The organism is Streptomyces sp. NBC_01077 (assembly GCF_045162855.1).
GTDB lineage: Bacteria > Actinomycetota > Actinomycetes > Streptomycetales > Streptomycetaceae > Streptomyces.
Window position 1 is genome coordinate 564620 of sequence record NZ_CP108669.1, and the last position, 16708, is coordinate 581327.

At 70.2% G+C, this 16708-nt stretch carries 16 protein-coding genes; all 16 read left to right on the forward strand.

Annotation, left to right across the window (positions count from 1 at the left end; translation table 11 throughout):
* Window positions 1-165: 165 nt before the first annotated feature.
* The gene (locus OG462_RS02540; protein ID WP_406054030.1) at window positions 166-402 is read left to right on the forward strand and encodes a hypothetical protein; all 237 of its coding nucleotides are present in this window, start codon (window positions 166-168) and stop codon (window positions 400-402) included.
* A 105-nt stretch (window positions 403-507) separates the two neighbouring features.
* A complete protein-coding gene (locus OG462_RS02545) occupies window positions 508-1008 on the forward strand; it encodes a hypothetical protein (RefSeq protein ID WP_406054032.1) in 501 nt (166 codons plus the stop codon).
* The gene (locus OG462_RS02550; protein ID WP_406054034.1) at window positions 1008-3341 is read left to right on the forward strand and encodes a hypothetical protein; all 2334 of its coding nucleotides are present in this window, start codon (window positions 1008-1010) and stop codon (window positions 3339-3341) included. Before OG462_RS02545 ends, OG462_RS02550 begins: the two co-directional genes overlap by 1 nt.
* Window positions 3341-4288, forward strand: coding sequence for a replication-relaxation family protein (locus OG462_RS02555; RefSeq protein WP_406054036.1), 948 nt, complete (start codon window positions 3341-3343; stop codon window positions 4286-4288). Before OG462_RS02550 ends, OG462_RS02555 begins: the two co-directional genes overlap by 1 nt.
* Before the next feature lie 253 nt (window positions 4289-4541).
* The gene (locus OG462_RS02560) at window positions 4542-5261 is read left to right on the forward strand and encodes a hypothetical protein (RefSeq protein WP_406054037.1); all 720 of its coding nucleotides are present in this window, start codon (window positions 4542-4544) and stop codon (window positions 5259-5261) included.
* A gap of 407 nt (window positions 5262-5668) precedes the next feature.
* Window positions 5669-6148, forward strand: coding sequence for an ATP/GTP-binding protein (locus OG462_RS02565; RefSeq protein WP_406054039.1), 480 nt, complete (start codon window positions 5669-5671; stop codon window positions 6146-6148).
* A gap of 43 nt (window positions 6149-6191) precedes the next feature.
* A complete protein-coding gene (locus OG462_RS02570; RefSeq protein ID WP_406054041.1) occupies window positions 6192-6896 on the forward strand; it encodes an SAF domain-containing protein in 705 nt (234 codons plus the stop codon).
* A complete protein-coding gene (locus tag OG462_RS02575; RefSeq protein WP_406054043.1) occupies window positions 6896-7738 on the forward strand; it encodes a hypothetical protein in 843 nt (280 codons plus the stop codon). The genes OG462_RS02570 and OG462_RS02575 overlap by 1 nt, the downstream gene beginning before the upstream one ends.
* A 67-nt stretch (window positions 7739-7805) precedes the next feature.
* Complete coding sequence (locus OG462_RS02580) at window positions 7806-9248, forward strand: CpaF family protein (RefSeq protein ID WP_406054045.1); 1443 nt, start codon at window positions 7806-7808, stop codon at window positions 9246-9248.
* Window positions 9248-10171, forward strand: coding sequence for a type II secretion system F family protein (locus tag OG462_RS02585; protein ID WP_406054047.1), 924 nt, complete (start codon window positions 9248-9250; stop codon window positions 10169-10171). The genes OG462_RS02580 and OG462_RS02585 overlap by 1 nt, the downstream gene beginning before the upstream one ends.
* Window positions 10168-11049: a type II secretion system F family protein gene (locus tag OG462_RS02590; RefSeq protein ID WP_406054049.1), complete on the forward strand. Its 882-nt coding sequence runs from the start codon at window positions 10168-10170 to the stop codon at window positions 11047-11049. Before OG462_RS02585 ends, OG462_RS02590 begins: the two co-directional genes overlap by 4 nt.
* Before the next feature lie 38 nt (window positions 11050-11087).
* On the forward strand, window positions 11088-11327 hold the full coding sequence (locus OG462_RS02595; protein ID WP_406054050.1) for a hypothetical protein: 240 nt from the start codon (window positions 11088-11090) through the stop codon (window positions 11325-11327).
* A 22-nt stretch (window positions 11328-11349) separates the two neighbouring features.
* Entirely contained in the window at window positions 11350-11760 is a 411-nt protein-coding gene (locus tag OG462_RS02600) for a TadE/TadG family type IV pilus assembly protein (protein WP_406054052.1), read from the forward strand.
* Window positions 11760-12221 carry a TadE/TadG family type IV pilus assembly protein gene (locus tag OG462_RS02605; protein ID WP_406066328.1) on the forward strand — a complete coding sequence of 154 codons (462 nt, stop codon included), beginning with the start codon at window positions 11760-11762 and terminating at the stop codon, window positions 12219-12221. Before OG462_RS02600 ends, OG462_RS02605 begins: the two co-directional genes overlap by 1 nt.
* Window positions 12218-12661: a hypothetical protein gene (locus OG462_RS02610; protein ID WP_406054054.1), complete on the forward strand. Its 444-nt coding sequence runs from the start codon at window positions 12218-12220 to the stop codon at window positions 12659-12661. The genes OG462_RS02605 and OG462_RS02610 overlap by 4 nt, the downstream gene beginning before the upstream one ends.
* A 6-nt stretch (window positions 12662-12667) precedes the next feature.
* Window positions 12668-16294, forward strand: coding sequence for a LysM peptidoglycan-binding domain-containing protein (locus OG462_RS02615; protein ID WP_406054056.1), 3627 nt, complete (start codon window positions 12668-12670; stop codon window positions 16292-16294).
* Window positions 16295-16708 lie beyond the last annotated feature (414 nt).

Sequence of the window (16708 nt, forward strand, 5' to 3'; positions counted from 1 at the left end):
TGGGACATACAACCCCACACACCACGCGTCCGATGACCTACTGGCGGACGCTCAAAGCCACGCTGGAAATTTTCTTTGCGTGGCCGGTCACGCTGTGCAGGCTGCGCGACCTTGCGGGTGGTGTACGGGCGGCGTGAGGCCTCCCCGGCCTGCGTGGAGTGCCCGATGGCAACGGATGAACACCACCCGCTCGGGCAGTGGGACGTGGTGGTCGACGTGTTGGTGAACTGGATCGGCTGGCTCGTGGCGATCGCTTTCGTGGTCGGCTGCGTTCCGGGCTGGTGGTGGGGCGGTGACCTGAGCGGCCTGCCGTTCACAGGGGAGTCGGTGGCCGAGGCTGCGGCCGCGCACCGAGGTTGGCCCGAGTGCCGCTGCTTTTCACTACGTGCGGGGCGGTCCTGATGCGGTGTGGCTGTACGCGGTCGCTGGCCGGATCCGCGGTATGCATCCGGGGCGTTGGTATCCGCGCGGCCCGCTTCGATTCCCCTTGCCGAAGGCCAACTGGTAATGGATGAGCCCCTGTTCGCCCCGGTCACGTCTGTGTCGGGCGTGGCCGCTTCGGTGGTGGAGAGCGTCCAGGCGCATCAGTGGTGGCTGGGGCTGTCCGTACTGGCCGGGGCTGCATTGTGGGGGGGATGCTGGGTGTGGTGGCGTCGCCGCACCCTTGCCGCGCTTGGGTGCCGGACGGTGGTCGATCTGGTGCCGTCGCGTGGCTTTGATCCGTCGGTGGAGGAGATCGGGCGGCACGCGGCACGTCTGGCGCGGGTGCCGGCGGCTGTCGGATGGCTGCCGCGCAGGGCGTCGGGGGTGCGGATGCGGCACGTGACTGTCGAGGGGAAGCTGGCGACCCGGCTGGAAGGCCCCGCACGGGCTGCGGGGCTGCTGCGCCTGTCGTCGTTTCCGGGCGTGGATGTTCTGGAGGCGGGCCGCGGCCGCAGCGAGGTACGGCCGGTCCGGTTTACCAACATCGCGCCGCTCGGCGTGATGGACAACGAGCAGGAGGGCTGATGAGCCAGGTGCTGATGGACAGGGTCACCGCTCCCCTGGCCCCACGTCGTCGGCGCGAGGAGAAAGGGGAGGCGAATCGGGAAGGGCGCGGGGGCTATGTGGCGCGGGCGGAGCTCGTGCTCGCCCGCCCAGATCACCGGCGGCTGGCGGCGGCGAGTCTTGATCCCGATCCGCTGCAGATGATGGCGGCCGCGTGCGCGCACGTCGACAGTGAGCGGGGCGAGCGGGCTGAGCTGGTCGTGGATCTGGTGCCGGTGTCCGGACGGAAGGTGGCGCGTTGGCGGCGGCGGCTCATGCGGCGAGCAGCGAAGCGGGGACCGTCGGCGTACGGGGAGCAGCTCGGCTCCGGCCCGGGCGGTGGCCGGGCCGGGTCGGTGTTCGGTCAGGTGCTGGAGGGGCTGAACGGGGGGAAGCCGTTCGGTTCCGGTCGCTCACGGCGCGGGTCCGCACCGCGGCCTCGGCAGACGGACCTGGCCGACGGAGTGGGGAAGTTCCTGCCCGGAGTGGACGGACAGGTCTTTGCGGTGCAAGTCCTCGTCCGGGTCGAGGCGCGGCATCCGGCGCGGGCGCAGGCGCTGTTGCATCAGGTGATGGCGGTGATGGATGCCTGGAGTGGCGAGAACTGGTGGCGTCCGGTGGGGCCGCGTCGTACGGGATGGCGGCCGTACAGCAACGTGTGGTGGCGGCGGTCCTCTTTCGACCGCAGGTTTCGCACGGGCGAGTTCGCTCCGTCGAGGCGGCAGTGGGTGACGGTGAGGGAGATCGCCGCATTGTTGAAGCCGGCCTCGGTGCACTGTGAGGCGGCGAACGTGGTGCGTACCGGCGGGTTGGTGCCGTCGGCGCCGCCGCGGCTGCCGGAGTGGGCGGGGCAACCGGGCATGGTGCCGTTGGGGCGCGTTGTGGGTGCGGACGGCCGGGTTCGTCTGGCTGCGGTGCCGCAGAGGGACGTGTTGTTCGGTGCGTCGTTCGGGAAGTCCGGGTTCGGCAAGAGCGAGCTGGCCTTGCTGCAGGCGATCTCTCTGGCGTACGGGGGGCTGGGGGTGTGGTTCCTCGACCCGCATGGTGCGGCGGTGAAGCGGGCGATGCCGTATCTGTCCCATCCGGCGCTGCGCGAGAGGGTGTGGGTGATCGACCTGAGCGTGAAGAACCCCACGGCGCGGGTCGGGGCGTGGAATCCGCTGTCGATGGAGCATCGCGGCGCCGCGCAGGTCCAGGACGTGATCGGCGCGGTGGTGGGCGGGCTGGCCTCGGCACAGGGCTGGGGCGACGGTGCGCCGCGCGCCAGGGCGATCCTGTCCCACGCGGTGCAGGTCCTGGCGCACCTCGCGCTGGCGATGTGCCGCCGGGGGCGTCCGGATCTGCAGCCCACCATTTTCTCGATCACCCGGCTGCTCACCGATGAGGAGTGGCGCGAGGGTGTCCTGGAGCATCTCCCGGTCAAGCTGCGCCGGTTCTGGACCACAACCTTCCCCAAGTACGAGGGGAACGCGGTCCCGGTGGTCACCCAGACGCTGGAGCAGCTGGAGACGTCGGACTCGCTGCGGGCGTTCCTGGGCCAGCCGCGGTCGACCTACGACATGCGGCACGCCATGGACACTTCGAAGATCGTGCTGCTGCGCTGCTCCGGTACGGGTTCATCCGACCAGGTCATCACCTCGTTGCTGCTGTTCGACCTGTTCCTGGCCGGATGCTCGCGGGAGGGCGTCGACCAGGACGTGCTGGAGACGATGTTCGCGTTCTGCGATGAGCTGACCGCCATCGACGGGGCATCGCGCGGCTATGTCGCCGCGATCCTGGAGCAGTTGCGCAAGTACGAGCTGAGGCTGATGGGGATGACCCAGATGGCAATGCGGCTCAGCGCTGAGACGCGGATGGCGCTGATGCAGAACCAGTCGCTGCTGTCCGCGTCGGCCGCCGACAGCGACGAGGCGGCGTTCGTCACCAAGCGCATGGAGCCGGTCTCCCCTCAGACCCTGTTGTCACTGCCGAAGTGGAATTACGTGATGTCCACGATGCTCCACGGCGAGCGCACCACCCCGTTCCGTGTCGCCGGCGTGGCCCTGCACCAGGCCCTCGCCGACTACCACCATCCCGAGCTCCTGCCGGATCTGGAGCGGGCCGTGGATGGCAACCTGCGGCGCCGCACGGTCGCCGAGATTCTGCGTGACCTCGAAGGCGACGACGCCGGCAGCCGGCCCGGCCTGGACGACCGGATCCTCGCCGAGCTCATCATCCCCCGGCCCGCGCCGAAGGCGCGGCCGGAGCGAACCACCGAACCGGCCATGCCCGCAGCCGGATTCCGGCCTGCGGCCAGCGGAAGCGAGATCGGCTGATGACCAGCACCCTGTCCCCCGCCGCAACCAGCCTGCCCCGCCTCGGGCAGGAGCTGCTGCCCATCCTGTACCAGCACCGCCTTGTCGCTACCGGCCAGCTTCACCGGATGCTGACTCCCCACGTTCAACGGCCCGTCTACCTTCGGCGCGTCCTGAATCAGATGCGCGATCAGGGGCTTGCGGACTGCACCACGCGCCGGGCCGGGAGGATGGGCGGCGCTGAACTGTTGTGGTTCGTCACCCCGCGCGGCGCAGACATCGTCGAGGCCAGCCGGGAAGTCACCTCCCGGGCCTACCGCATCAATCCCGAGACCGCAGCCTCCCAGCTCCAGGAACACACGCTGGCCGTCGTCGAGACCGGGCTCGCGTTCAGCACCTGGGCCCAGGCTCTCGGCGACGAGTGCGGGCCACTGGACTGGGACCCTGAACTCGTCCACCGCGTCCGCGACGGCGAGAACCGCCTCGGAGACGACGCCCTGCTCATCCCTGACGCCGTCCTGCGCTACACCCGCACCACACCCACCGGGCGCCGCCTCCTCACCTACTTCCTCGAGATCGACCGGTCCACCATGCAGGTCGCACGCCTCGGCCGGAAACTCACCTCCTACGCCCGCTACGCCACCTACGTGCCCGCTCCCCCGCCCGGCCGCCGCTTCGCCGCCGCCACGGGAGCAGGCCGCGAGGCCTGGCGCGACCGCTACCCGGCCGTACCCCGCCTCCTCGTCGTCCTCACAGGAGCCAGCGAGACAGTCCTGCGTAGCCGTACCGAGGACCTGCGTGCCTTGGCCGCCGCTGACGCCCGCGTCCGGCGCACCCCCCAGCTCGCCGTCGGTATCACCACCCTCGACCAGCTGACATCTCAGGGCCCGTTCGCGCCGATCGTCACCCCACTCCTTGGCGAGCCAACCCCCGGTGATGTCCTCCTCTCCACCCCGTCGGCCTCATGAGGCAGCACAACTGCTGTCCAACGTACGTGCCGGGATCTGGCCAGCGCGTTCTCCTCACGCGGCAATTGACCTGACACAGTCATATTCATTCTCGGCCCGATTTGGCTGATTGCATCGCAGTCCGCGGCCCTTAACATCCGTTACGCCCGGTGTGGTTGGTGTGATCTTGCTTAGTCTGGTCCTCCGCATTTTCAACGTGGTCCCGCGGTACTCAGTGAACTCCTCAGGATCGACAGGCGCAGGTGGCGCGCCGGTGACCGCACATGCATCGGGAGACATCGTGATGACCCATACGCACATGCGACGCGTTCGCTCGCGAATGACGTCGTTCCAACCGGCAGTCGCACTTCTCCTTGCTGGCTCAATCCTCCTTACCGCATGCAGCAGTGATCCAGAGACGCCGGAGGCGAAGCCGGAGGCGAAGCCGGAGGCGAAGCCGGAGGCGAAGCCGGAGGCGAAGCCGGAGGCGAAGCCGGAGGCGAAGCCGTCCACGCACTCCACACCCAAAGTGACGCCGTCCAAGACGAAGACCCCGGTGGGCCCAGTTGACCCCGTGGAAGCAGCGAAGAAGGAAGCGATCGCCACCTACCTTTCACACTGGAAGGAAGTGGAGAAGCGCTACGCCGACAAGACAAACAAGGCTGGCGACCTGAAGAAGTACGCCGCCGCCGTCGCGCAGATCCAGGTCGAAAAGGACGCTGAGAACCTCCACCAGCGGGGGATGGTCACTACCGGCACCATCGCCGTGGGCAACCCAACCGCAGTCAGCGCGGATGTCGGCCGCAAAGTGCCCAAGATTGTCCTCTCCAGCTGCCTCGACATCACCCATTGGCAGACCATCCACACCAAAACCGGGAAGCCAGCGGCCATGCCGTCCAACCGGCTCCTGCGGTACGTCATCAAGGCGACCGTCGAGAAGTGGGACAAGGGATGGGTCGTCATCGAAGACAAGCCGCAGGGCAAGAAATGCTGACCCGACAGGCAGTAGCCACGGCATTCCTCGCGCTGAGCGCCGCAGCTCTCCCCGCAGCCACTGCCCACGCAGCGGACGATCCCGAAGGATCCGCCGGGACTGGCTGCACCTTGTTCTCCTGCGATGTAGAGGTCAACGTGCCCGGCTCCGACGGTGGGAGCACCGCGGGCGGCAACAACGGCGGCGGGGGAGGCGGCAAGGGGCCTCGATCCAAGCCGCCCGAGTGCACACCGGCCGAGAGGGTCGACCCGCAGCCGCCCGCCGAGAGTGATGTTTGGGAAGGCCGGGACCCCGCCAAGGGCGCTTTCCTCTACACGCGGACCTGCCGCTACTTCATGGCAGACGGATCCTCAACGATGATCACAGAGCCGCTCATTGGGGGCCCTGGAGGACCTACTGCTCCGGTAGTGGACCCAGCTGTCCTCGCGCGGCAGGCCGTCGACAGCATGGTCCTGCGCGGCCCGGAGATCGGGATCACTCCGAAGCCAAGTGGGATGGGCTTGGTCGGGATGCCGGTCTATCTGTGGACGGAGCGGGGCCCGGAGACGTACGGGCCAAACGTCGCCTCGGCGTCCGCGGGCGGGATCACGGTGACCGCTACGGCGAAGGTGGCGCGGATCGTGTGGCAGATGGGAGACGGGAAGACCGTCACCTGCACTACCGCCGGTACTCCCTACAAGGCTTCGTTCGGCACGAAGTCGTCGCCGGACTGCGGTCACCGTTACGCCAGGCCGTCGACGGCCGGCTCTGGGACGTATCACGTGGTCGCGACGTCGACCTGGACGATCGACTGGCAGGCCACGACGGGGCAGTCCGGGCAGCTGGCCGAGACCCGGCAGAGTGCCGTGGACATCCGGGTCGGCGAGCTCCAGGCCGTCGGCAGCTGAAGCTTCCCGTCGGTTCCAACGAAGAAGGCGAAGGCGAGAGATCGTGAGCAAGACGGCGGTTCCGGTCGGCGCGGGCCAGGTCCCCGTGCAGCCGACGCACTCCCTGATCCCGGGTGCGGCAGTCGGGTTCAAGGGGCGCAGGCGGCGTCCCGGTATGTATGCGCTGGCGATCGCGCTGATCGCGGCTGGTGGGGGCGGCGGGTTCCTCGCCTTCCAGGCGACGGGGGAACGCACGCCGGTCCTGGCGGTTGCCCAGGGCGTTGAGGCCGGGGATGTCATCAAGGACTCCGACCTGATCGAGGCCCAAGTCCAGCTCGACCCGGTGCTGAAGCCGGTGCTGGCTTCCGAGCGGGAGAAGGTGGTCGGCAAGCGGGCCTCGGTCGCCCTGACGCCGGGCGCACTGCTGACGCAGGGCCAGGTCACCACTCGCACTCTGGTCAAGCCGGGTGAGCGGCTGGTCGGTATCGGGCTGAAGACGTCGCAGATGCCCGCGAGCCGTCTCTCGCCCGGCGACAAGATCCTCGTCGTCTCCACTCCCGCCGACGGCCAGATCGCCGGAGAGAAAGCCGGCGAGGGCGCTGGCCCGCAGCAGATTGCCGCGCGGGTCGTGCGGGTGGGAGAGCGGCAGCAGACGACGGGTGAGCAGGTCGTCGATGTCGCGGTGCCCTCGCAGTTCGGGCCTGCGCTCGCGGCGCAGGCCGCGACCGGGAATGTCGCGCTCGTCGTCGATGGACCGGGAGAGTCCTGATGGCGGTGATCACCCTGGTGGGACTTCCGGGCGCTCCGGGAGCGACGAGTTCGGCGCTTGCGTTGCTGCGGACCTGGCCGCTGGAAGCCGGCCGGCGTCTGGTCCTTGCGGAGTGCGACCCGGATGGCGGCGCCGTGCTGCCGGGCGCTCTCCAGAGCGCGGTGGTCGCCGACCGTGGGCTGCGGAATCTGACGGAGTCCTCCCGTACGCAGGATCTCGTCACTGCGTTCTGGCCGCAGCTGATCGCTCTGGAGAACGACGAAAAGTGCTCGGAGCGCAACCGGCTGCTGTTGCCCGGCCTGACGGCGATGCACCAGGCCTCCAGCCTGGCCCCCGTATGGGGACAGCTCGCCGACCTGTTCACCGGGATCGAGATCCACGCCCACGACGTCCTGGTCGACCTCGGCCGCTCCGGCGCGTTCGGCCCCGCCGGCGTCCTCGCCCTGCGCGCGGACACCGTCTTGGTGGTGATGCGGGGAACGCTGCGCAGCATGCACGCCGCCCGGTCCCGCATCCAGGCTCTGCGGACCTTGATGGATGGTGACTCCGGCCAGGGAGCCGGCGCGCTTGGCATCCTCCTCATCCGCCAGGGTCCCTACGGCTCCCGCGAGGTTCAGGACGAGCTCGGCGTGCGGGTTGTCGCAACGCTGCCGTACCGGCCGGAGGAAGCGGCCGTGCTGTCCGACGGTGCGTCCGAGGGCCGTGGGTTCATGACGTCGAAGCTGATGAGTGCCGCGCGTGACGCATCGACCCCGATTCGGCAGACGGTCGCCTCCCGACGGGCGCGGGTCGCCTCTCCGTTGCAACAGCGGCTGATGAAGGCGGTGACGGATGCGCGCTGACCCGATGTACCCCGCGGCCGTCCCTCCGCCTGCTGTTCCGTCTCCGGCTCCGGCTCGCGTTCCCGGGATGGGTGCCGTCGCGCAGCCGGGGCTGCCGGGTGCCAGCTACGATCCGCGCCGTGGTGGGCGGGCCGCCGCGCCGGCGATGGTCAACGCGCCGTCCGTGCCGCAGGTGAGCGTTGACGCCCGTGCGGCTGGTGAGATCAAGCGGCAGGTCAACGACCTGCTCCTGGCCGAGGCGAAGCTGAACCGCGGCCTGGTCGGTGCCGTGCGTGAGCAGCGGGCCCGGGCTCTGATCAACGAGCGGGTCGCGGTGTGGGGCGACGCTGCCCGCACCTCTCGTACGGTCACGGCCGGTGAGGAGCAGCAGCTTGCCGCGCTCGTGTTCGACATGCTCTTCCGCTCCGGCCGTCTCCAGCGCCATCTCGACGACCAGCGGGTGGAGGACATCTGGATCAACGGCTGTGACCGGGTGTTCCTCAAGTACAGCGGCGACAGTGAAGCCGTCGCGGCCGAACCCGTCGCCGAGTCTGAGGAAGAACTTCAGGAGCTGGTCCGTGATCTGATCCGCGCCAGCGGGCAGTCCGGCCGTACGTTCTCCACCGCGTCCCCTGATGCCGCGATCCGCCTGCCCGACGGCTCCCGGCTCCAGGCCCTGCACCCGGAGATCACCGGCGAGCGGACGTTCGTCACGATCCGCCGCCACCGTCTGCAGAACGCCACCCTGGACGACCTCGTCACCGTCGGCGCCATGGACACCACCGTCGCCGGTCTGCTGCGCGCCTGCGTACGGGCGCGGCGCAACGTGATCGTGGTGGGCGAGCAATCGTCGGGGAAGACGACTCTGATGCGGGCGTTGTTGCGGGAGATCCCGCAGCACGAGCGGTTCGGCACGGTGGAAACCGAGTTCGAGCTGTGGGCACACCAGAACGGCTACCACACCCAGGTCGTGCCGATGGAGGCCCGTGAGTCCAACGGCGAGCGGGTCGATGGCCGCGCGGTCGGCGAGATCACCCTCCTCGATCTGATGTACCGGGCCAAGCGCATGTCCCTCAGGCGCGTCGTCGTCGGCGAGGTCCGGGGTCCTGAGATCACCGCGATGATGCAGGCCCTCACCAGTGACCGGCCCGGGTCCATGTGCACGATGCACGCCTCCGAGCCGCACGTCGTCTTCGACCGCATCGCCGAGCTGTACCTCCTGGCCCGGGGCAACTTTTCCGAGCAGCTCGCCTACCGGCAGATCGCCAACGGGCTGCACTTCGTCGTCTTCATGTCCGTCGACGAGTCCGGCCCCGCACCAAGGCGGCTCGTCAGCCACGTCTGGGAGATCACCGGCATCGGCGAGAGTGGCCGCCCCGCCTACAACGAGATCTTCCGCCCCGCTTCCGAGGACGATCTGCGCGCCGTCCCGGCAGCCCCGCTCTCACCGCGTTCGCGGCGGCGTCTGGAGCTGGCCGGGTTCTCCACCCATGTCCTGGATCAGGCTGCGGCCTGGAACAGGGGGCTGTGATGGGCGCGTTGTGGTGGACGCTTTGCGGGTCGATGCTCGCCGGCGGCCTGGTGGCCGCGGTCGTCGCCACGATCGGCACGAGTGCCCCCAAGGGCCAGGGCCGTACGGCCCGGTGGCGGGCCGAGTGGTCGGGCGGCCCCGACGGACAGCAGCGTGCCGCCCGCCGCCGTCTCCTGATCGTCGCCGCTGTGGCCACGACGGCTGTGGTGTGGCTGGTTTCCGGAGTGTTCGTTGCCGCTCTGATCCTGGGCGGCTCCGTGATCGGGGTGCCGTGGCTGCTTGCCTCCGCGACATCGGCGAAGGGCCGGATCGCCAAACTGGAGGCACTCGCCGACTGGACCCAGCGCCTCTCCGAGATCCTCCGCCTCGGTTTCGCCCTGGAACAGGCCCTGATCACCAGCCGGAAGAACCCGCCCCCGGCGATCGAGGACGAGGTCGGCGAGCTCGCCGACAAACTGAAAGCCGGCTGGCTCCCGGTCGACGCGCTACGTGACTTCGCCGGCCGGCTCGACGACGTCACCGGCGACAAGGCCTGCGCCGCCCTGATGCTGTGCGCCGTCGATCCCGGCCCCGGACTCGCCCAGGTCCTCGAGGACGTCGCCGCACAGGTCCGCGAGGAAGTCGCCGCACGCCGCCGCATCGAGGCCGACCGCGCCAAGTCCCGTACCGCGATGCGCACCATGACCCTCATCTGCATGGCCCTGGTCCTCATCGGCTTCCTCATCCCCTACACCGCCCCGTACGCGACTCTGCTGGGCCAGCTCGTCCTCGCCCTGCTCGGTGCCGCGTTCGCCGCGGTCCTGTGGTGGACCCGCAAGCTCGCCACCCACCAGCCGGTCCCCCGCTTCCTCATCAACGACCCCCGAAGCCAGGTCAAGCAGCCCGGCCCCGCCGAACCCACTGCGGAGGTGTCGGCCGCATGAGCCAGACCGCCCTGATCGTCTGCGGCGCCGCCACCGGCGCGGGCATCGCCCTCCTCGTACGCGAACTCGTTCCCGCCGCACCCCGCCTCGGGCCCGCGCTACGCCGCCTCGACCCGCCCCCGGTCCGCCCCGGCGACCAGCCGAGCCGTGCGAACGTCGTCGGCGCCGTGTGGGCCGGACGCCTCGCCGAGCGTATGCCCGGCAGGATCCCGCGCGCCGACCTCGACCTGCTCCACCAGAGTCCGGAGCAGTTCGTCACGAACAAGCTCGCCCTCGGGCTCCTCGGCCTGCTCGTCCCGCTCGTCCCGGCGGTCGGCTGGGCCCTGATGGGCCTGCCCGTCCCCCTCTTCGTCCCTGCCGTCGCTGGCCTGCTGCTCGCCGCTGTCCTGTGGTTCGTGCCCGACTGGGCCGTCGCGACCGAAGCCACCAAGGCCCGCACCGAGTTCGCGCACGCCGCAGCCGCCTGGATGGACCTGGTCGCCACCCGCATGGCCTCCAACGTCGCCGCCGACCAGGCACTGGAAGACGCCGCCCGCATCGGCCGGGGCTGGGCCTTCACCCGCATCCAGGAGGCCCTCCTGCGCGCCCGTACCGAGAAGTCCTCCCCGTGGCAGGCCCTCGCCGATCTCGGCACCCAGCTGCGCCTGCCCGTCCTGGGCGACGTCGCCGACATCATGCGCCTGTCCTCCGACGACGGCGCGTCCGTCTACGACACCCTGCGCAACCGCGCCAAGAGCCTGACCAACGAACTGCTCACCGCTGAGGCCGCCCGCGCCAACGCCGACAGCGAGAAACTCCACACCCCCGCCGCCCTCCTCGCCGTCATCGTCATGATCGCGATGGCGTTCCCGGCGGTCCTCAACATCTTTTCCATCTGACCCGCACAGCCCGCACCACCCGAAGGGAAGCCCACCTCATGAAGACCAGCCCGCTGCTCCGTGCCCAGGCCGCCGTGACCGCCTGCGCCTGGGCGATCCGTTCGCGCCTCGAACAAGTCCAGCAGGAGGCGAAGGACCGTGGGGACCGCGGAGACAGCCCGATATCCACCGTGGTCATCATCGTCGCGGCCGTCGCCGGCGCCCTCATCATCGCCGGCGGTCTCGCGGCCGCTTACGGGCGGGCCAACGGCAAGCTCAGCGGCATCCTCGGCGGCTGACCCCGGGGAACTCAGACGCCTCATGTTCACCGCCCTCGAACCCGCCGACCGGGACAGGGGGTCGTCACCGATCCAGGTGGCGATCCTCTTCCCGGTCGTGATCCTGCTGATCTTCGCGATCGTGCAGGCCTTCCTCGCCGCCTACGCCCACAACGTCGCCGCGACCGCCGCACGCGAAGGCGTCTCCGCCGGCCGCATGTACGGAGCAGGACCAGGGGACGGGGCGGCCAAGGCACGCGCCGCGGTGAACACGCTCGGCGGAGATCTCCTCGTCGACGCCCGCGTCTCCACCGCGGGCAGCACCACCGACCGCATCCGGATAACCGTCCAGGGCCGCGCGATCTCCCTCCTTCCCGGCATGGGCGGCTGGCCGGTCACCGCCGCCGCGTCGGGGCCCGTCGAGCGATGGACGACCGCGGCAGGAGGCCGATGATGCGCAGCCCGCTCCACCTCGTTCGTCGATCCGTGCGACACGACGCGGAGCGGGGCGACGCTGCGATTGAGGCGGTCATCGTTGTGCCCCTCCTGATCGCGATCGCCCTGGTCGTCATGGCCGGGGCCCGTCTCTCCCTCGCCGGGCAGAAGACCGACGCTGCCGCCCAGGCCGCCGCCCGCGCCGCGTCTCTCGAACGCACTCCCGCCGCCGGACAATCGGCGGCCCGCCGCGCGGCCGCTGACGCCCTCGGCGAGCGGAACCAGTCCTGCACCTCCACCCGTGTCACGGCCAACACCCGTGGCCTGGGCGCCCAGCTGGGACAGGTCTCTACCGTCACCGTGACCGTCTCGTGCACCGTCCCCCTGGGCGACCTGCTTCTGTTCGGCGGCGGGCCGGGGGTACGGACCACGACCTCTTCATTCACCTCGATCGTTGACGCTTTTAGGGAACGTGGATGAGCCCCAGGCACCCCGCCAGACGCTGGAACTTCGGCGAGGACCGAGGCGCGGTATCTCCCTTCGCCGCCATCATCACCGTCCCGCTTCTCTTCCTCGGCGGCTTCCTCGCTGTCGACGCCTTCGGCGTCACCCGCGCCCATGAACGCACCGACGGCATCGCCACCGAAGCCGCCCGAGCCGCCGCCCAGGCCATCGATCCCGCCCGCGCCGTCACCGGCGAGGGCGTCGTCGCCGACCCCGAGGCGGCCGCCTCCGCCGCCCGCGCCTACCTCAACCAGGCCGGCGCCGTCGGCACGGTCACCGTCTCCGGTGACGGCCGCCGCATCACCGTCCGCGCGACCGGCACCTACCGCGGCGTGTTCGTCCCCAACACCTGGACCGTCCACGCCAGCAGCTCCGCGACCCTGCTGCACGGCACGACCCGACCTGTGAAGGACTGACCGCTGATGCCCGCTCCCCGCTCCCTCGGGCGGCGCCTACTGCGCGCCCTGGTGTCCACGGTCGTCCTGACCGCTCTCCTGGCCGGCATGCCCTGGCTGCTCTACGCCACCACCACCGCCGTCTGGGCCCAGGGCACCGAAGCCATCGCCCACCTGTTCACCCGCCAGGACACCGGCGCCGCCTTCATGCTCGCCCTGTGCGCGATCGGCTGGATCGCCTGGGCCGGCTTCACCCTCTCCGTCCTGCTGGAGATCCCCGCCCAACTCCGCGGCCGCAGAGCCCCGGCCCTTCCCGGACTGCACCTGTCCCAGCGCGCCGCCGGAACCCTCGTTTCCGGGATCCTCGTCGCCTTTGCCTCCAGCACCCTCGCCTCCGCAACACCCGCCCTCGCAGCGCCCATCACCGCCACCTCGGCGGCTGAGATCGTCCACCCGGGCTCTGCAGCGACGGCGGCCGAGCGTGCCGCCGAGACGGCCGGTACGGAGCGGGCGGCGTCGCGTACATACACCGTCCGCGACGCGCGTCCTGCCGAGAGCCTGTGGAGCATCGCCGAGAAGCTCTACGGCCACGGCGAGCTCTACACGAAGATCGCCGACGCGAACGAGGGCCAGCGGATGGCCGACGGCACCATCTTCAGTGTCGACGCACCTCTCCAGCCCGGATGGATCCTCGCTCTCCCCCACGCCCCCACAGACACCACGCCCCCGGCTGCCGAGGCAGGCCCCGCCGTGCATACGGTGAAGGAGGAGAGCAGCACTCATCAGCGCGCGGTAGAAGCCGCCCATGCCGACGCTGCGGCGGGCCAGACAGTGGTGTCCGGGCCGGACCCTGGGCTGCAGCACACCGCAGATCCGGCGGCCCGCAACGACAGCGGCAGCCGCCCCGCTCCGGGCGCATCTGGTGGCGAGCAGTCTGCGGAAGTGACGGTTCGCGAGGGTGACAGCCTCTGGTCGATCGCCGACGCACATGGCGACCCTGAGGGCTGGCCCGCCATCTACGAGGCGAACAAGGGTGAACCGATGCCGGGCGGCGGCACCTTCGACAACCCCGACGTGATCCTCCCCGGACAGGTGCTGGAGCTGCCCGGGACCAAGGCCCCCAGCGCACCGGCCCCGGACCGCAGCACGGCCAAGCCAAAGACACCCGCGCCGCCCGAGGACACCCAGCACTCAGAGAAGCCGCCGTCCCCGAGCACCCCCGATGCCGACCAGGACACCCCGCCCACCGCCACCCCGTCCCCCTTCCCCACCGCCCAGTCTCCGAGCAGCCCCGTCCCCATCCCCGGCACCAGCACTCCGCCCGCCGTCGATCACAGCGCCAACAACTCCGCCATGAGCACCCTCCTGTCCGCAGCGGGGGGCACGCTGGTCGCCGGTGGCGTCGTACTGATGCTCCGGCGACGGCGCACCCTGCAGCGGCGCCGCCGTGAAAACGGCCGGACCATCACGATGCCCACCGGTCGTGCAGCGGTCACCGAGCAGGCACTGCGCAGCATGGACTCCACCTCGGAGCTGCTGCTCCTGGACACCGCGCTGCGTACACTCGCCTCCCGCCTTGCTGCCGAAGATCGGGCGCTGCCGCCTGTGGCGGCGGTTCAACTGGGTGCCGAGGGCGTCCTGCTGCACCTGTCCAAGACCACGGACAGGTACGACGGGAAGAGCCCGCTTGAGGCGGTGGCTCCGTTCACCGCCGTCAAGGACCGGCCAGAGCTGTGGTGGTGCCCGGCCGGCTCCACCGAGCTTCTGGACAACGATGAGCTTTCCGAGGTCGCCGCTCCGTATCCAGGGCTCGTACCGCTGGGGGAAGACACCGCCGGCGGCGTCCTCCTCATCGACCTGGAGGAGTTCGGTGCGCTGCACCTGACGGGAAGCCGCCGCCTGCAGATGCTGCGCACCTTGGGCATCTCTCTGGCCTTGTCTCCGCTGGGGCAGGTCGATGTCCTGGTCGCGGGTGAGGACACCGCCCCGGGTCTGTCGCTGCTCGACGCCCAGCGGGTCCAGCCGCATCAGGGCCTCGAATCGGCTGCCGCTGCAGCCGGTGCACACCATGCCGGCCAGCAGCAGCTCATGGCCGATGTGGATCTGCCGGATCTGTTCCACGCCCGTGTGTCGGACAATGCCGAGGAGTTCCAGCCCCTGGCGGTGCTCTGCGATCTCGATACCTGCCCGGCTCCCGAAGCCGTCAGCCGGCTCGACGACATCTTGGACGCCGAGCCTCTGTCATCCACCGCCGTGATCACCAGCGGTGCGCAGCCCGCCCGTGCGGCCGCCAGCGAGGTGTGGGAGATCGACACCGATGCCCCCGTCCTTGCGGTGCCGAACACCTCGCTGCACTGCGTGCTGTCGATGTGCAGCGACGACGAGTACGCCGACATCCTCACGCTCGCGGTGACAGCGGACTCCCCCACCGGCGTACCTGCCGCGGAACCTGTCCCACTGGCCAAGCTCCTCCCCGGCCTCGAGACCGCCACGGCCACCGTTCCTTCACCGGAGCCGGGCTCGGGTAGATGTGGGGCGGCGCCGAGTCTGCTGTCAGTCCTCGCCGATCTCGATGAGGATCCTGCAGACGCGGGTGAGGAAGAAGGAGATCAAGAGGAGGAGGGGTCTGAGGCCGGCGGCGAAGCCGTTGCCGGGGTTTCGGTGACCGCCCGTCCTTCCTCATCCGCTGCCGTCGCCACGGGCGCCAGCGCCGACGTCGTTCCGGTAGTGCCGGTGCTGCCTGCCTCAGCGGCGCCGGGACACGTTGTCCTGCCCACCTCGCGGGCCCTGCCACAGATCAGTGTCCGGCTTCCCAGCCCGGTCCCGTCCTCTCCCCCGGCCCAGCCCCCCGCCACCACCCCTGCGCCCGATGGCTCACCCGGGGCAGAGCAACCGGACGTCGGCTTCCCCCAGGACCGGCCCGTAGTCAGCATCCTGGGCGCGGTGGAGGTCACCGGGGCCCGCGGCACGGTCGACTCCAACCGGCGCACCCGGGCCATGGAACTGGCCGCGTTCCTCGTCCTTCACCCCGGCGCCACGGCCCCGCAGATCGACGAGGTCCTCTCGCCTCGCGGCGGGCTGACCAACCCCAAAACCCGCAACACCCGCCTGCGTGATGTGCGGCGGTGGCTCGGCCTCGACGACGAGGGCCAGCCCTTCTTCCGCCGCATGACCAAACACGCCGAAGGGCATCGGCTCGTCGGGGTGGAGTGCGACTGGATCCAGTTCCAGCTCCTCCACGACGTCGCCCTCCAGGTCCCCCGCGACCAGGGCCAGGGCCTGCTCCGCCGCGCCCTCGAGCTGGTCCGCGGCCGCCCCTTCTCCGGCGTCAGCTCCACCTACTACAGCTGGGCCGAACCGATCGTGGAGGACATCAATGACAAAGTCGTCAACAGCGCCAGCCTGCTGGCGGACTGGTACCTCGAAGCCGGTGACGGCCCGGGCGCGCTGTGGGCAGCCAGCCGCGGCCTGGAAGTCGCCCGGGAACGCGAAGAGCTCTGGCGCCACCGCTTCCGTGCCCTGGCTCTCCTGGGTGACCACCCCGGACTCGAGGAAGCCATTCAGCGGCTGGAGACTCTCCTCGTGGACCACGGGTGGGCCATGGAGGAAGAGACCTCCCAGACCATTCGCATGGTGCAGGCCACCCGCCGCTGACCCATCACCGAGAAAGGGGGGCCGCTGAGCCGGTGGTCCCACCCTTTCTCGGTTCCCGACCAGCTTCGGAATACTTCGCGGGCTCTTGGCAACGGCCGACACGTCCCCACCCGCAGACGGGCCCATGTCCTTACCCTGACCTTCCGGTGCCGCGTCCCGAGGGACGCAAGCCATGTGGCGGGTCACTGTCTGGGTCACCGTCGCAACAGCGGCCCAGACAGTGACCCAACACTAGAAGTGCAGGTCAGATGCGGCGGGTCACTCCTGAATGGGGGTAGTGCCCGATCGCCGGCAGAGCCGGATCCGGTCACCGGTTGAGCAGGCGGGGGCAGGCTTGGACAGTCCGCTCACGGGCCCGCTCCCCGCCTCGACTGGCAGGCCGTCCGGGCCGGCGATGCGCCGTTTGACCTGATG

Bases quoted from the DNA above. Each gene is read 5' to 3' on its own strand.
- OG462_RS02540 (WP_406054030.1), top strand. From the start codon at position 166: ATGGCAACGGATGAACACCACCCGCTCGGGCAGTGGGACGTGGTGGTC.
- OG462_RS02545 (WP_406054032.1), top strand. From the start codon at position 508: ATGGATGAGCCCCTGTTCGCCCCGGTCACGTCTGTGTCGGGCGTGGCC.
- OG462_RS02550 (WP_406054034.1), top strand. From the start codon at position 1,008: ATGAGCCAGGTGCTGATGGACAGGGTCACCGCTCCCCTGGCCCCACGT.
- OG462_RS02555 (WP_406054036.1), top strand. From the start codon at position 3,341: ATGACCAGCACCCTGTCCCCCGCCGCAACCAGCCTGCCCCGCCTCGGG.
- OG462_RS02575 (WP_406054043.1), top strand. From the start codon at position 6,896: ATGGCGGTGATCACCCTGGTGGGACTTCCGGGCGCTCCGGGAGCGACG.
- OG462_RS02580 (WP_406054045.1), top strand. From the start codon at position 7,806: ATGGGTGCCGTCGCGCAGCCGGGGCTGCCGGGTGCCAGCTACGATCCG.
- OG462_RS02585 (WP_406054047.1), top strand. From the start codon at position 9,248: ATGGGCGCGTTGTGGTGGACGCTTTGCGGGTCGATGCTCGCCGGCGGC.
- OG462_RS02590 (WP_406054049.1), top strand. From the start codon at position 10,168: ATGAGCCAGACCGCCCTGATCGTCTGCGGCGCCGCCACCGGCGCGGGC.
- OG462_RS02595 (WP_406054050.1), top strand. From the start codon at position 11,088: ATGAAGACCAGCCCGCTGCTCCGTGCCCAGGCCGCCGTGACCGCCTGC.
- OG462_RS02600 (WP_406054052.1), top strand. From the start codon at position 11,350: ATGTTCACCGCCCTCGAACCCGCCGACCGGGACAGGGGGTCGTCACCG.
- OG462_RS02605 (WP_406066328.1), top strand. From the start codon at position 11,760: ATGCGCAGCCCGCTCCACCTCGTTCGTCGATCCGTGCGACACGACGCG.
- OG462_RS02610 (WP_406054054.1), top strand. From the start codon at position 12,218: ATGAGCCCCAGGCACCCCGCCAGACGCTGGAACTTCGGCGAGGACCGA.
- OG462_RS02615 (WP_406054056.1), top strand. From the start codon at position 12,668: ATGCCCGCTCCCCGCTCCCTCGGGCGGCGCCTACTGCGCGCCCTGGTG.